15 protein-coding genes, 2 pseudogenes and 1 riboswitch are annotated in these 14,255 nt (G+C 35.7%); of the genes and pseudogenes, 16 read left to right on the top strand and 1 reads right to left on the bottom strand.

All coding sequences use genetic code 11. The annotated features are described in order from the left end of the window. Nucleotides 1-181: 181 nt before the first annotated feature. The 3 genes from JOC47_RS05880 (at nt 182) to JOC47_RS05870 (ending at nt 3,290) form a co-directional block, all read left to right on the top strand. A complete protein-coding gene (locus tag JOC47_RS05880; RefSeq protein ID WP_204701134.1) occupies nt 182-1,336 on the top strand; it encodes a LysM peptidoglycan-binding domain-containing protein in 1,155 nt (384 codons plus the stop codon). A gap of 65 nt (nt 1,337-1,401) precedes the next feature. Beyond that, a riboswitch (Fluoride riboswitch) is annotated at nt 1,402-1,470 on the top strand. A gap of 285 nt (nt 1,471-1,755) precedes the next feature. Continuing rightward, nucleotides 1,756-2,943 carry a cation:proton antiporter domain-containing protein gene (locus tag JOC47_RS05875; protein ID WP_204701133.1) on the top strand — a complete coding sequence of 396 codons (1,188 nt, stop codon included), beginning with the start codon at nt 1,756-1,758 and terminating at the stop codon, nt 2,941-2,943. A 143-nt stretch (nt 2,944-3,086) separates the two neighbouring features. Beyond that, entirely contained in the window at nt 3,087-3,290 is a 204-nt protein-coding gene (locus JOC47_RS05870) for a cold-shock protein (protein ID WP_204701132.1), read from the top strand. A gap of 134 nt (nt 3,291-3,424) precedes the next feature. Here the strand turns inward: JOC47_RS05870 and JOC47_RS05865 are convergent, their stop codons facing one another. Beyond that, complete coding sequence (locus JOC47_RS05865) at nt 3,425-3,901, bottom strand: hydrogenase maturation protease (protein WP_275579372.1); 477 nt, start codon at nt 3,899-3,901, stop codon at nt 3,425-3,427. 371 nt (nt 3,902-4,272) lie between these two features. Between JOC47_RS05865 and JOC47_RS05860 the strand changes: the two genes are divergently transcribed. The 13 genes and pseudogenes from JOC47_RS05860 (at nt 4,273) to hypE (ending at nt 14,223) form a co-directional block, all read left to right on the top strand. Beyond that, nucleotides 4,273-5,193, top strand: coding sequence for a hydrogenase small subunit (locus JOC47_RS05860; protein ID WP_439109073.1), 921 nt, complete (start codon nt 4,273-4,275; stop codon nt 5,191-5,193). 84 nt (nt 5,194-5,277) lie between these two features. After that, nucleotides 5,278-6,669, top strand: a pseudogene (locus JOC47_RS05855) (nickel-dependent hydrogenase large subunit). Between the two features lie 78 nt (nt 6,670-6,747). Further along, complete coding sequence (gene hypA / locus JOC47_RS05850) at nt 6,748-7,095, top strand: hydrogenase maturation nickel metallochaperone HypA (protein WP_204701130.1); 348 nt, start codon at nt 6,748-6,750, stop codon at nt 7,093-7,095. Beyond that, a pseudogene (hypB, locus tag JOC47_RS15385) lies at nt 7,092-7,745 on the top strand (hydrogenase nickel incorporation protein HypB). The gene hypA and the pseudogene hypB overlap by 4 nt, the downstream one beginning before the upstream one ends. Then, the gene (locus JOC47_RS05835; RefSeq protein ID WP_204701128.1) at nt 7,738-8,370 is read left to right on the top strand and encodes an acylphosphatase; all 633 of its coding nucleotides are present in this window, start codon (nt 7,738-7,740) and stop codon (nt 8,368-8,370) included. Before hypB ends, JOC47_RS05835 begins: the two are co-directional and overlap by 8 nt. A gap of 45 nt (nt 8,371-8,415) precedes the next feature. Then, nucleotides 8,416-8,577: a hypothetical protein gene (locus JOC47_RS05830; RefSeq protein ID WP_204701127.1), complete on the top strand. Its 162-nt coding sequence runs from the start codon at nt 8,416-8,418 to the stop codon at nt 8,575-8,577. After that, nucleotides 8,570-8,974 carry an IS200/IS605 family transposase gene (tnpA, locus tag JOC47_RS05825; protein WP_204701126.1) on the top strand — a complete coding sequence of 135 codons (405 nt, stop codon included), beginning with the start codon at nt 8,570-8,572 and terminating at the stop codon, nt 8,972-8,974. Before JOC47_RS05830 ends, tnpA begins: the two co-directional genes overlap by 8 nt. A gap of 16 nt (nt 8,975-8,990) precedes the next feature. After that, nucleotides 8,991-10,124 (top strand): IS200/IS605 family element RNA-guided endonuclease TnpB, encoded by a 1,134-nt coding sequence (gene tnpB, locus JOC47_RS05820; protein WP_204701125.1) that lies wholly within the window; start codon nt 8,991-8,993, stop codon nt 10,122-10,124. A 192-nt stretch (nt 10,125-10,316) separates the two neighbouring features. Further along, on the top strand, nt 10,317-10,973 hold the full coding sequence (locus tag JOC47_RS05815; protein WP_204701124.1) for a Sua5/YciO/YrdC/YwlC family protein: 657 nt from the start codon (nt 10,317-10,319) through the stop codon (nt 10,971-10,973). Beyond that, a complete protein-coding gene (locus tag JOC47_RS05810) occupies nt 10,939-11,679 on the top strand; it encodes a Kae1-like domain-containing protein (protein ID WP_204701123.1) in 741 nt (246 codons plus the stop codon). Before JOC47_RS05815 ends, JOC47_RS05810 begins: the two co-directional genes overlap by 35 nt. Continuing rightward, nucleotides 11,679-11,912, top strand: a complete 234-nt coding sequence (locus tag JOC47_RS05805; protein ID WP_204701122.1) for a HypC/HybG/HupF family hydrogenase formation chaperone — start codon at nt 11,679-11,681, stop codon at nt 11,910-11,912. Before JOC47_RS05810 ends, JOC47_RS05805 begins: the two co-directional genes overlap by 1 nt. Further along, a complete protein-coding gene (gene hypD / locus JOC47_RS05800) occupies nt 11,909-13,033 on the top strand; it encodes a hydrogenase formation protein HypD (protein WP_204701121.1) in 1,125 nt (374 codons plus the stop codon). The genes JOC47_RS05805 and hypD overlap by 4 nt, the downstream gene beginning before the upstream one ends. A 188-nt stretch (nt 13,034-13,221) precedes the next feature. Further along, complete coding sequence (gene hypE / locus JOC47_RS05795; protein ID WP_204701120.1) at nt 13,222-14,223, top strand: hydrogenase expression/formation protein HypE; 1,002 nt, start codon at nt 13,222-13,224, stop codon at nt 14,221-14,223. Nucleotides 14,224-14,255: the final 32 nt, after the last annotated feature.

The raw sequence follows: 14,255 nt of genomic DNA, 5'->3' as shown, positions 1-14,255 counted from the left end.
CCTGATTAAAGGTTAGATAAATTGACTTTTAGTAAAAATTTTAATTCAAACAAAAAGAAAGGTGGTGAAAATCCTGCTTATAAGAAAAACTGTGCATAGGATTATAGCTAACACAATCTAATCTTGTATGATTGTGGTCTATGCATTATGCATAGGATTTTATATTATAAGCAGGAATTATATGAATGATTGTCCAGGGACTAGATATACTGTGCAGCCGGGCGATACTTTAAACAAGATAGCTCAGAAATATGAAGTTGCAGTAGATGATTTACTGGCTGCTAACCCGCAGATAGAAAATCCTAATTTTATTTTTGTTGGTCAGGTAATCTGTATTCCAATTGAAGAAATTGAGGGAAGTGAAAAATGGTCAACAGTACTAACTCGACCTCAAAATACTGAATATCCTTCAGTTTCAAACCGAGCTGGAGGAGTGATTTTACTACAGCAGCTAACAGAAGATAGTTATGATGTGACTGTTTTTGCTGCTGGGCTGCCGGAACCAGAATTGCTAGAATCTCAGCTTGATTTTGATTCCTATGCAGTCATGACTAGATTTTTTAGTCGAGAACGCGGAGGAACTTTTTACTCTGAATTAAAGCAGACTGCTGTGGGAAATCAAGAACCAACCTGGAGTTTGGCTTTAGGTGGAATAAATTTGTCTAATACAAAAATAGTAGGAATTGTGCCTTATGATTCAGTTGCTTTTGTGCCGGGCTCTTTTGTGTTAGTAGAAAATCAGTATTCAGCCGATCAAACAACTGATTGTGTAGGGAAAACTTATACTGTCCAAGCAGGAGATACTTTATATGAAATAGCCCAAAGATATGGAATTACGGTAGATAATTTAATTGCTGCTAATCCTCAAATAGAAAATCCTAACCAAATTTCTGTGGGAGAAAAGATATGTATACCTACAGAAGCAATCGTACCGGAAAAATGTGTTGTGATACTGACTGCACCTGAATATTTGAGACCTGTGCCTGCTCGACGAGGTGGTGTTGTTTTAGTGCAGAAATTAGCAGAAAACAGCTATGCTCTGACTGTTGGTGCTACTGGTTTGCCGGCTCCAGAATCAATATTTGATGGGCAGTTTGATTCTTATGTAGCTGGAGTGGGAATTGGCATTGGTACTGGCGAAGGGCGGAGTTATTCTATTATTTTAGAAGAATCAACTTTTTCTGGGGAGCAATCAACCTGGAGTGGAACAAAAGTTATTCCTGAAGATCCATTTGCTGTGCCGGGAACTAGAATATCTGTCATGCCGTATTCTAGAGATACTGGGGTACGAACTAATCCTTTGTTAGATGGTATGTTGGGGAAATGTAAAAGGTGAAAAAAGGCAGTAAAATAATTAGTCTACAAATTTTGATTGCAATCTTATAATTAATCTGCTAAAATTAAATGGTAGGCGATGGAGCTCGCCTTTAACTATTGCTAAATATAGCAATTGATGGCTCCTACTTGCTTGGGGATTACTTTATCTTCTCAGCGAGTAGGGGTCTTTTTTATATAAAGTGTAGCTTTCCAGATGTAGATAAAATGATTTTTTATTATTCTGCGTTAAGACTTATTGCAAACTAGATTTAAAGTCGCTGCGAAAAAATTTCATCTACATCTAAGGTAATCTTACTTTAATAGTGTGGGGCAGGAATGGTCTTATAGAGATATTCTCTTTTAAAAGAAAATATCTTTAGCAAAGATTCTTTTAACTTTAACTGTCTTACTTATATAGAAAAGGGAGTGGGATAAAAAATGGCGTTAAGTTTAGCAATTATAATTTTGTTTGGTCTAATACTTAATAAGGCTTTTGACCATGTTAGTTTACCAGGGTTATTAGGAATGTTGATTTTGGGAGTAGCAATTGGTCCGTATGGTTTTGATGTAATGAGTCAAGAATTACTGCAGGTTTCGCCGGATTTAAGAAAAATAGCCTTGATTATTATTTTAATTCGAGCCGGACTAGGCTTAAAGAAAGAAACGCTAAAGAAAATAGGAGTTCCTGCAGTTAAGATGAGTTTTATTCCGGGGCTAATGGAAGGTTTTACGATTTTGTTTGTGGCTAATTATTTATTAGATATCTCGTTAATTGAAGCAGGAATTTTAGCTTTTATTATTGCTGCTGTATCTCCTGCTGTAATAGTTCCTCAAATGTTAAATTTGATTGATCGGGGTAAAGGAGCAGCTAAGGGGATTCCAACTTTAGTTTTAGCGGGAGCATCAATCGATGATATAGTCGCAATTACTCTATTTTCTACTTTTCTAGGATTTTATGGGGGACAGAGTGTTAATTTAACTTGGAAACTTTTAAATATTCCGATTTCAATTATCCTAGGAGTAGCAATTGGAGTTGTGGTAGCTTTATTCTTGATTTATTTGTTTAAAAAGTATCATATGCGTGATACTAAAAAGGTATTGTTGATTTTAAGTGTGGCTATATTTCTGGATGTATCTAAAGAAGCGCTCGAAGGAATTATATCAATTGCTAGTTTATTGGGAGTAATGACAATTGGTTTTGTAATTATGGAAAAATATAAGGAAGTAGGGCAGAGGTTAGCGGCTAAGTTTAATAAAATCTGGGTGTTTGCTGAATTATTATTATTTGTGTTAATTGGTGCTGAGGTTAATATTGAGGTGGCTTTACAATCAGGCTTAGTCGGGCTAGTAATTATTGCGGTTGGTCTTTTAGCTAGATCGATTGGGGTTTTAATTTCATTAATTAATACTAATTTAGAGTGGAAAGAGAGATTATTTTGTGTGATCGCTTATCTACCTAAAGCAACAGTACAGGCTGCTGTAGGGGCAGTACCGTTAGCTGCAGGAGTTGAGTCGGGGGAATTAATTTTAGCATTAGCAGTCTTATCGATTGTAGTAACTTCACCTCTAGGAGCATTAGGTATTAAGTTAACAGGAGAGAGATGGTTGGCTGATGGTGAAAATTAAGTAATTATTATTATAGCAGTTGTAATAATTTATAATTAATGAATAAATCCTTTGACAAATAGCTAATCCTGTGCTATTATTTATTTAGGTTGATAAAAAAACTTCTTATCAACTGTTTTAAAAAACTTAGGAGGAATTTTATAATGAAAGAACAAGGTAATGTAAAATGGTTTGACGGGAAAAAAGGTTATGGATTTATCGAAAGAGAAGCAGGAGATGACGTATTCGTTCACTTTTCTGCAATTGAAGAAGAAGGTTACAAAACTTTAGAAGAAGATCAAGAGGTAGAATTTGAAGTAGTAGAAGGCGATCGTGGATTGCAAGCTGAAGATGTTGTTAAGCTGTAAATAAGCTCTAACTAACATAAATTGCGACCTTACAAAGCTCTGGGGAATTTCCCCAGAGCTTTTTTAATTTTTTGTAATTTTAAAAGTTCATAATAACTAGCATAATCCAGGAGTAGCCTTGAGCTGCTCCTGGATTATTTTTTGCTTAACTGATTGATTTGTTTTTTAATCAGTCTAATTAATTTGGGGATAGACTGTCTTAGTGGATGAGAAAGTTCTGTTCCTAAATTTAGATTAGCAGGTTCAATGCCATAATAGATTACTGTGTGAGGTAAATTGTTAATTTCGCGAGCTAAGGCAATAACTTGAGGTAAAGAATAATTATGAGTGGTTCTTTTAAGTCTATTTTTTGATCTGTGTTTTGCTAAATTAAAGTGATAAATGGTCCCAGCCGGTTTACCTTTTTTAATAGCATCAATTACAATTACGTGCTGCGATGTACTCAATTGTTCAAGATAAACTAGGGGACAAGTACCGCAGTCTACAATTAAAATTTCTCTACTCCAGGTTTCTTGCTTTAATTGTTTAATTACAGTTGCTCCTAAACCATCATCTGACATTAAGATATTACCAAGTCCTATAATTGTAACTTTATAATTGATTTTTTCCATAGTTAATATTTATTAATAAGTTGAATTAATTATACATTGCTAGCGTCAATTAATAAATAAAGTTAATATTTTTTGTCTCTTTTATTTTTGCTTGGAAAATTTTCGTTTTTTAAGACTATAATCAATTAATAGTGATAAACAATTGATTAAGCAGTCAGAGTTAATTGTAGAATTGCTATATGTATTATATTTGTCTTCATATTTTTGAATATTGTTTTTATACTTTTCAAGTTAGACTCCCCCCATAAGCTTTTTAATACAGCATATTAGATAAATGTTCTTTCGTTACTAAAATAGAGTATAAATAATTTTAATAATAGATAATTTGAAAACATAATATTATTAGAGACATAAAAAGGGGAGGTATATTTGTGAAGCGAAATGAGTTTATCAATCTTTGTCAGAATTATTCTCCTTACCAAGGTAATAAAGGGCATAGTTCTTTAACTCATAAAATCTTAGCAGAAGTAAGTAGTTATCATGATTCTCAAACTGAAAAATTACCTGTAATTTGGTTAGAAACAAATTGTAGTTGTGATAATAATATTTCAATCATGAATACAACATATCCCTATTTAGACCGATTTTTGGAGGAAACAATTGATTTGTTATACAGTAATACTTTTATGGCTGCCCAGGGCCAAGATGCGGTTAATAATCTCAAAGCTGCTGCTAATAAAAAAGCCGGTCAATTTACTTTAGTAGTAGAAGGAGCAATTCCTTTACAAGAAGAGTACAATGTTGTCTTCATTACTTCCCAAGGAGAAGTTAGTGCTTTAGAAGCAGTAAAGTGGTTAGGTGGCTTGGCTAAATATGTAGTAGCACTAGGAACTTGTGCTAGTTTCGGTGGCCCTAGTGCAGCTCGACCTAATCTCAGTCAAAGTGTAGCAGTCAGTGAGGTATTAGACCGGGAAGTTATTAATGTCAGTGGTTGCCCGGTGAATGCTGATTGGTTTGTTGGAACTTTAGCGCATTTATTAATGTATGGACGGCCAGAACTTGATAACCGCAATCGACCAACTTTATTTTATGGTTATACTATTCACCGCCATTGTCAGCGTCGCTCTTATTTTGATAATGGTAACTTTGCTGAAAATTTAGGTGAGATTGAATGTATGTTCAGTCAAGGATGTGTAGGGCCTAAAACTAGAGCAGATTGCCCTTATCGGAAGTGGATTAATGTTAATTGGCCAGTCGAAGCTAATACTCCTTGTATCGGCTGTACTAATCCCGATTTTCCCGATGGTTCGACGCCATTTTTTACTCCGCTATCTGAAAACAGTAATGAATAAACAGTCAAGACAAAAGAGAAGATAAAGCCTAATTCTTAGACTTAAACTCAATCTTTATTATATTAAAGAAGGGGGTTAGAGAATATGAGTCAGACGATTAATTTTAGTCCTGTTACGCGATTAAGTGGATTACTATCAGTCAAGGTAGTTATAGATGATGGTTGGATCAAAGAGGCTAATGCTAAAGGTACGATGTTTAGAGGTTATGAAAAAATTATGCAGGGCCGGAAAGTAACTGATGCTGTATATCTGACGCAGCGGGTATGTGGGATTTGTTCTTTGGCCCATGGAGCAGTGGGTAGTTATTTATTAGATGAGTTATATGGTAGTACTTTATCTCAGCGGGCTCAGTATTTAAGAAATATTATGCTGGTTGCTGATTTCTTACAAAATCATATCCGCCATTTTTATTTTTTTAGCTTGCCTGATTTTGTTGAGTTTCCTAATCGGCCTCCGTGGCAAAATCAAAATCTTGTTGATGGGCGTTTGAAGCCTAAAGATAATCAGCGCTTAGTAGGTCATTACTTTGATGCTGTCAAGGTTGCGCAGGAAGCGCATGAGATATTAGCTTTATTTGGCGGGAAAGCACCGCATCAACATAGTTTTGTGCAAGGTGGTGTAGCAGTAGCTCCTACTGCTGATAAGATTAATCGAGCTCAAGCATTATTAGCTAATATTTTGCAATTTATTAGAGAAAAACTGATTCCAGATACAGAATTGTTGGCCCAAGTTTATAATGATTATTTTAAGATTGGGGTTACTCCTAAGCGGTTAATTTCTTGTGGCTTATTTAAGTTTGGTGAACAGAATCAAGATGATTTTTGGCCTAGGGGAGTAATTAACGGGCGGCAGTTTGCCCAGCCTGATGTGGATAAAATTGAAGAAACAGTAGCTAATTCTTGGTTTGAAGAAGAAGATGGTCAGTTAGAGCCGGCTCCAGATAAACCAGGAGCTTATAGTTGGACTAAATCTGTGTAGTATGACGGAGATTTTTTTGAAACTGGTCCTTTAGCGCGGGCAATTATCAGAGGTGACTATCCGTTAAAGACTTCAACTATGGATCGTATTGTAGCCCGCTCACGAGAAACACTGCAGATTGCAGAATTAATGGAGAAATGGTTGGCTCAATTAGAACCTGGTCCACCTCCAATTAGTCAAAGTGAAAAGCCAGTTAAGACTAAGGTCACAGCTACTACTGATGCGATGCGGGGAGCGCTATTGCATCAGGCAGAAATTGAAGGAGAAGAAGTATCAAGTTATCAAATTATAACGCCTACCGTTTGGAATTTTTCTCCTAAAGATAAATTGGGCCGGCGGGAACCAGTAGAAAATGCTTTAGTCGGAACTAAAATTCCTAATGCTAATTTATTAACTACGATTTTAGGACGGATTATTCGCTCTTTTGATCCTTGTATTTCCTGTGCTACTCATGTGCTTAATGTTGAAGGAGAGATAGAAGAAAAGGTTACGTTTTGATTGATAATTGAAAATTAATAATGGAGAATAGAAAAAATTATTGTTTGAAATGTTAATAGGAAATAAAGGGTGATTAAGATGCATGAAATGTCAATTATGGCTCGGGTATTTGAAATTATAACTGCGACTAAAGTTGAGCAGCAGTTAGAAAAAATTAATAGTGTAGAATTAAAAATAGGCCAACTAACTTGTATAGAAGAAAGTGCATTAAGATTTGCCTTTTCTGCTTTTGCTGCTAGTACTGGAATGGAGGAGGCTGAATTGAAGATAGAGTGGGTCACGGCTCAAGCTAAGTGTAAAAATTGTGGGACTCAGTTTAAAGTGAAGAAGCGAAATAAATATTGCCCTAATTGTAATAGTTTTTGTCAACAATTGTTATCGGGGGATGAATTATATTTAAGTACCATTGAGGGGGAATCAGCATGAAAGTAGAAGTAGAGAAAAATTTATTAGCTAAAAATGAGCAAAGGGCACAAGAAAATAAAAGCATTTTAGAGCAAGCAGATGTTTTTGCTTTTGATATAGTTGGTTCTCCTGGCTGTGGTAAGACGACTTTATTAGAATATTTATTAAGTGAATTAGGTCAAGAGATTAATCTAGCAGTAATTGAAGGGGATTTATATACGAGAAGAGATGCCGAGCGACTAGAGGGTTATGGTAGTCAAGTAATTCAAATTAATACGCAGGGGGCGTGTCATTTAGAAGCATTATCAATTCAACAGGTATTAAAAAAATTGGATTTATAGCAGTTAGATTGTTTAATTATTGAAAACGTAGGTAACTTAGTCTGCCCTGCTTCATTTGCTCTAGGTACGGCAATGACAATTACTGTACTTAGCGTTCCAGAAGGTAATGATAAACCGCTTAAGTATCCTGCTTTATTCCAGCAATCTGATGCAGTAGTCATCAACAAGTTGGATTTATTAGAGCAGAGCAATTTTTCTCTTTCCGAAGTTGAATCTGATTTGAGATCTCTGCAGCCGGAGTTAAGAGTGTTTCCTGTTTCTTGTAGTAATCAGCAGGGATTAAAAGAATTTTGCAGTTATTTAAAAGAAAGGATTAAGCAAAATGAATGAGCAAGTAATTCGTAAGTTTGTGATAGTAAAGGGCATAGTACAAGGAGTTGGCTTTAGACCCTTTGTTTATAATTTAGCTCAGCATTATGATGTACAAGGAGAAGTTAATAATACTCAGCAGGGGGTAGAAATTGATGTGCAGGGCTCGCTGCGGGGAGTAACTAATTTGATTAATCAAATTAAATCTAATCCGCCAACCTTGGCCCAAATAGAAGAGATAATAATCAACCAGCTGCAATCTACGAATTATCAACATTTTAAAATCAAAGATAGTACAGATGATAATGAACAGTTAACCTTTGTGACTCCAGATGCAGCTTTATGTTCACAATGCCAAGAGGAATTATTAGATGGAGATGATAGAAGATATAGATATCCGTTTATTAATTGCACGAACTGCGGCCCACGCTTTTCAATTATTGAGAGTATACCATATGACAGGGAGTCAACTACTATGTCTGATTTTAGTATGTGTGAAGATTGCCTTAGTGAATATCAAGATCCGACTAGCAGGCGCTTTCATGCTCAGCCAAATGCCTGCCCTGATTGTGGGCCACAGTTATTGTTTTTGTGTAAAAAACCCAACGGGCTTGCCCTTGGGTCAAGAACACAACTATTCACATAATATATAATCTATTGTGGGATAATATGTGTTAAAGGAGCAAATAAAATGTCTTCAAGTAAAGATAATACTAAAATTAATATTGCAATTCCTTTTGATCGGGAATTAGAAAATTTAGCTAGTATTTATTCAGTTGAAGAAGAGACTACACTAAGCTATTTAGATTTAATGCGTAGAAGTATCAAAGAAAAGTATGATTTAAATGAATGAATATAATTCTACTAACCATTGTAAATATTCCATCAAATATCATTTAGTTTGGTGTCCTAAATTCAGATTTGAAGTTTTAAATGGCGATATAGCTTTATCTTTAAAAGATATTATCATTAATATTTGTAACAGATATAACTATAAAATATTAGAGTTAGAAGTAATGCCAGATCACATTCATATTTTTGTATCTGCTAGACCCACAGTTGCTCCTACTGATATAGTAAGAACTATTAAAAGCATATCAGCAATTAAACTTTTCAAGGAACATCCTAAATTAAAGATTTTTTATGATCGTTGTGGTTCTTTGTGGAGCAAAGGATATTTTGTAGATACAGTAGGTAATGCTAATATTGAAACTATTAGAAATTATATAAAAAATCAAAACCTTAAATAGGGAATGAGGTCAAATTATGATTAAGCGATTTGTTCCTATCGAACGGGGATATAAATGTCGGATATATCCAAATCAAAAGCAAAAAGATATAATCAACCAAACTATAGGGTCTAGCCGATGGGTATATAATTATTTTTTAGACAAAGCTAAACAAAATGGCTATGCAAATAAAACTCAATATATTAAAGATCTTCCTAAACTTAAAAATCAGGAAGAAACTTCATGGCTTAAAAATGCTGATTCTATAGCTTTGCAGCAATCAATTAGAGATCTAGATAAAGCTTTCCAAGATTTCTTTAACGGTGATAAAGGATTCCCTAATTTCAAAAGCAAGAAAGGTTCTCGACTATCATATCGTACCGAATATTTTAAACGATCTAGCGGAACTGAAAGTATAGAAATCAAAGGAAATAAAATCAAACTTCCTAAAGTTTCTTGGATCAAATTTTCTAATTATAGTGAAGAAAATATTGGAGGTAAATTAAATAATGTTACAGTCTCTAAATCAAGAACAGGAAAGTATTATATCTCTATCAATGTTGAAAAAATTAAAGTTGTAGAAGTTAATTATTCCAATGATGGTCAGATAGGAATTGATCTAGGTCTCAAAGATTTTGCTATTACATCAGAGGGCGAAAAGATAGAAAATCCTAAACATCTTTCTAAATATGAAAATAAACTAGCCAGATTACAAAAACAATTAGCTCGTAAAAAAGAAGGTTCTAATAACTGGCAAAAGCTCAAACATAAGATTGCTAAAGTACATGAAAAGATCAAAAATGTACGAACTGATTTCCTCCATAAATTAAGTACAAGACTAGTTAAAGAAAATCAATTTATCTGTCTTGAAAACTTAAACATTGAAGGTATGGTCAAAAACAGCAAACTTGGCAAACATATAACAGATGTATCTTGGGGCAAATTTACAGATATGCTAGAATATAAAGGTGACTGGTATAATTGTATCATTCAAAAGGTAGATAGATTTTTCGCAAGTTCTCAAACTTGCAACGAATGTGGAACTAAAAATCCAAATGTTAAAGATCTATCTGTAAGAAACTGGACCTGTGAATGTGGTGCTGAACATGATCGTGACCTTAACGCAAGTTTGAATATCCTCCAAGAAGGAAAGAAACTGTTAGCAGGTTAGTCCACATCCTACAAGTCCTAACGGACTTTTCGTGAAGCTCATAAAAAACATATTTACCGTCGGGCTGACGGGAAATCAAGCTTCTGGAGGCGTTGTAAGTTGCCTCAACCAGTCTTTTGGCTGGTCTAGAAACTGTAAGACCTGATTTGTCTTGCCATTTACGGTAGGTTCAGATTAGGCTCGTTTCAATGAATGAAGAAACCTGAACGGGCTTGCCCTTCAGGTAGGTCATTGGCCCATGGACTTGATGTATTAGTAGCGACAAGTGGAAATTTAAGTGGACTACCGTTAGAATATACTAATCAAAGAGCAGGAGAAGAATTAACTGCAGTAGCTGACTACTGTTTATTACATAATCGCAAGATAGAGGTGCCGGTAGATGATGCAGTAACCAATGTAGCCCTTGGTCATGAACGAGTAATTAGACACGGCCGTGGTTTTGCACCACAAGTGATTAAAGTAAGCTCAGAGGTAGCTACTTTGGCCTGTGGAGGAGATTTAAAGAATACATTCTGTCTCAGCAAAGGAGAATTTGCTTTTGTAAGTCAGTACACAGGCAGTCTAAGTAACTTAGAGACTTACCAACGTTATCAAGATAATATTGAACATTTAGAGCAGTTGTATGATATAGAACCGGAGTTAATTGTTCATGATTTACATGAGGGTTATTATTCTACTCATTATGCTCAGCAATTACCAGGTGAGAAGATAGCAGTGCAGCATCATCATGCCCATTTAGTCAGTTCTATGGTTGAACATCAACTCCAACAACCGGTGATTGGAATTGCTTTTGATGGAGTAGGTTTAGGAACTGATGGTCACTTGTGGGGGGGAGTTTTTTATTTGTGATTATAGTGATTTTATGCGTGTAGGTCATTTGCAGTATGTAGCTCAACCCGGCGGAGATCAAGCAGTTAAGGAACCATGGCGGATGGCAGTTAGTTATCTCCACCAGGCGGGAATAGAAGTAACTGAAATCTTTACTCAAAATATGTCTCAAATAAAGCCTGATAAATTAGCTGCAGTAGAGCAAATGTTAGAACAAGATATTAATTGTCCTCTTACTTCTAGTCTTGGACGATTATTTGCGGCAGTAGCAGCTCTATTAGGATTGTGTTTAAAAAGGAGTTATCAAGGGCAGGCTGCTCTTAAGTTAGAAACTGCAGCTCAAACTGTTAATAATAATGATAGTTATAATTATCAAATCAGCAAGAGAGCAGGTCAGTATCAGATTTTGATTACCACTTTGATAAAAGAAATTGCTGCTGATTTAAGAGCGGGAGTAGATGCAGGTATGATTGCTCGTAAATTTCATAATACAGTGATTAATTTTAGTGTTAGGTTATGTGAGATATTGCGACTACAATTCAAATTAGATCATGTAGTATTAAGTGGAGGGGTATGGCAGAATCAGATCTTATTGATTGAGGTTTATCGCAAGTTAACAGCTGGGGGATTTAAAGTTCATCTACCTCATAAGATTCCTTGTACTGATGAGGGCTTAGCAGTAGGACAATTAGCAGTAGCTAATTATCAAGAGAGGGGTCATTTGTAATGTGTATTGCTGTGCCGGTTAAAGTTATAGAAATTGTTAATGATACAGAGGCTGTAGGAGCAGTAAAAGGAGTTAGAAAGACAGTCAATATTACTTTGATTTCGGAAGTAGAGGTAGGAGACTATGTGCTGCTTCATTCGGGATGTGCGATTCAAAAGTTAAATCAATCTGCAGCCCAGGAAACTTTAGCTGCTTTTAGAGATTTGGCCCAAGATGCGGGGGAAGAAAGATGAATTACTTAGAACAATTTAGGGCTGCAAAGATAAACAGTAAACTCTTAGAAAAATTGCAGCAAGAATTCACAGTAGTTAAAGGAAAGATTAAAATAATGGAAGTTTGCGGTACTCATACGCAGGCTATCTCGAAGATTGGGCTGCGGGAACTACTGCCGTCTAATGTAGAATTATTGACAGGTCCAGGCTGCCCAATTTGTGTAACGCCGTTTAGTTATATAGATACTGCTATTAGTTTGGCTCAGCAAGAAGGAGTAATGGTAGCAACTTTTGCTGATTTTTTAAAAGTGCCGGGTAGTAACAGTACTTTGGAATTAGAACAAGCCCAGGGGCCAAATGTTAAAACAGTATATTCACCGCTAGATGCTGTCAAGATTGCTGAAAATAATCCTGAACAAGAAGTTGTATTTTTAGCTGTTGGTTTTGAAACTACTGCGCCTGTGATTGCGTTAAGTATTTTAGACGCGCAAAAAAAGAATCTGACTAACTATTCTTTGTTACAAGCTCTCAAAACAATGCCGCCGGTGATGGAAGAGTTAGTTTTAAATCAGTACTTAGATATAGATGGCTTTTTGTGTCCGGGGCATGTAGCTAGTATCATTGGAGTAGAACCTTTTCAGTTTTTGGCTAAAGAATATGATTTACCTGCTGTTGTAGCTGGTTTTGAAGTAGGTGATATTCTCTTTGCTTTAGAGCAAATTATGGAGATGATTGTAAGACAGGAAGCTAAAGTAGTCAATGCCTATCCTAGAGTTGTCGAACAGAAAGGAAATCCAAAGGCTTTAAAGATTATGGAGCAAGTTTTCACCTCTACTGTAAGTCGGTGGCGTGGTTTGGGAAAGATAACTAATTCAGGGTTAGAATTAAGGCCGGAATATCAAGAATTTGCTGCTGAGAATAAATTTGATTTTGCTTCTGCAACTGGTAAAGTAGCAAAACAGTCGGGGTGTAGTTGTGGAGAGGTGTTGATGGGAATAAAAAAGCCAACTGATTGTGAGTTATTTGGGACAAAATGTACTCCATCACATCCTCTGGGCCCATGTATGGTCTCGCAGGAGGGGAGTTGCGCGGCGTACCTATATAAAGTTTCAGTGAAAATGAAACTTTATAGTAAAGAGTAATCAGTAATGAGTCAAAACCATAAAATCAAAATCTTAAAAAAGACACAACCACTAAGATTATAGTTTTTGAACTTGGTTTTGACTTTGTTTTTGATTTTCTACTCATCACTCTTTACTTGTTACTAATTACTATAAATCTTCACTAAAAAGTGAAGATTTATATAGAATTTAGGAAAGGAGTGAGCAAAGTGAAAACGATAACTTTGGCCCACGGTAATGGTGGGGAGTTAATGCAGGAGTTAATTAAAGATATTATTTATTATTATTGCGGTAATGATATCTTATTGCAGCAGGATGATGCTGCTTATTTGCCTGAAGTAGAAGGGGAATTAGTAACTACTACAGATTCTTTTGTCGTTGATCCCATCTTTTTTCCTGGGGGGGATATTGGTAAATTAGCTGTCTGCGGTACTGTTAATGATTTGGCTGTGAATGGAGCGCACCCGTTATATTTAACTTTGGGATTGATTTTGGAAGAAGGGTTGGAGATAGATAAATTAAAACGTATTATTAAGTCAGTAGCTGAAACTGCACGGAAGGCAGGGGTTAAGATAGCAGCAGGAGATACTAAGGTAGTGCCGCAGGGTAAAGGAGGAGGGATTTATATTAATACTACTGGATTAGGAGTAGTTGGCCCGGATATCAATTTACAAGATGCTAAAATAGAAACAGGGGATAAAATAATAATTAGTGGTTCTATAGGTGATCATGGAGCAGCTATTTTAGCTAGCCGAGAAGAATTTGAAGTGAGTAGTGCATTAACGAGTGACTGTGCTTTATTAAATAATTTAACTGCTCAAATTTTAAGCTCTAGTGGTGGAATTAAATTTTTAACTGATCCAACACGAGGTGGATTAGCTACTGCACTACATGAAATAGCTCAGCAAAAGCAGGTTACGATTAATTTAGAAGAAGAAATACTACCGATAAAAAAAGAGGTCCAAGGCTTAGGAGGAATCTTAGGAATCGATCCACTTTATTTAGCAAGTGAAGGGCGGGTGTTATGTGTTGCTGCTGCAGAAGAAGCGGAAGCAGTAGTTAATGCTATGAAAGATAGCCCTATAGGAACAGGCACTGCAGTAATTGGAGAAGTTACAGGAGATAAATCAAGAGTCTGCTTGACAACTAATTTAGGAGGGACGAGAATTTTAAGGCCATTGCAAAAGCAATTATTACCGCGTCTTTGTTAAAAAAAGGGATAAGCCGTAAAGACTTATCCCGA

Source organism: Halanaerobacter jeridensis (assembly GCF_016908315.1).
Lineage (GTDB): Bacteria > Bacillota > Halanaerobiia > Halobacteroidales > Halobacteroidaceae > Halanaerobacter > Halanaerobacter jeridensis.
The sequence above is the reverse complement of the archived record's forward strand: the minus strand, read 5'-3'. Positions and strand labels throughout refer to the sequence as shown.

What these genes read in the sequence shown, in the direction of transcription:
- JOC47_RS05815 (WP_204701124.1), top strand. Translation starts at nt 10,317, where the DNA reads ATGAAGAAACCTGAACGGGCTTGCCCTTCAGGTAGGTCATTGGCCCAT.
- JOC47_RS05875 (WP_204701133.1), top strand. Translation starts at nt 1,756, where the DNA reads ATGGCGTTAAGTTTAGCAATTATAATTTTGTTTGGTCTAATACTTAAT.
- JOC47_RS05805 (WP_204701122.1), top strand. Translation starts at nt 11,679, where the DNA reads ATGTGTATTGCTGTGCCGGTTAAAGTTATAGAAATTGTTAATGATACA.
- tnpB (WP_204701125.1), top strand. Translation starts at nt 8,991, where the DNA reads ATGATTAAGCGATTTGTTCCTATCGAACGGGGATATAAATGTCGGATA.
- JOC47_RS05810 (WP_204701123.1), top strand. Translation starts at nt 10,939, where the DNA reads ATGGTCACTTGTGGGGGGGAGTTTTTTATTTGTGATTATAGTGATTTT.
- JOC47_RS05865 (WP_275579372.1), bottom strand. Translation starts at nt 3,901, where the DNA reads ATGGAAAAAATCAATTATAAAGTTACAATTATAGGACTTGGTAATATC.
- hypA (WP_204701130.1), top strand. Translation starts at nt 6,748, where the DNA reads ATGCATGAAATGTCAATTATGGCTCGGGTATTTGAAATTATAACTGCG.
- tnpA (WP_204701126.1), top strand. Translation starts at nt 8,570, where the DNA reads ATGAATGAATATAATTCTACTAACCATTGTAAATATTCCATCAAATAT.
- JOC47_RS05870 (WP_204701132.1), top strand. Translation starts at nt 3,087, where the DNA reads ATGAAAGAACAAGGTAATGTAAAATGGTTTGACGGGAAAAAAGGTTAT.
- JOC47_RS05830 (WP_204701127.1), top strand. Translation starts at nt 8,416, where the DNA reads ATGTCTTCAAGTAAAGATAATACTAAAATTAATATTGCAATTCCTTTT.
- hypD (WP_204701121.1), top strand. Translation starts at nt 11,909, where the DNA reads ATGAATTACTTAGAACAATTTAGGGCTGCAAAGATAAACAGTAAACTC.
- JOC47_RS05880 (WP_204701134.1), top strand. Translation starts at nt 182, where the DNA reads ATGAATGATTGTCCAGGGACTAGATATACTGTGCAGCCGGGCGATACT.
- JOC47_RS05835 (WP_204701128.1), top strand. Translation starts at nt 7,738, where the DNA reads ATGAATGAGCAAGTAATTCGTAAGTTTGTGATAGTAAAGGGCATAGTA.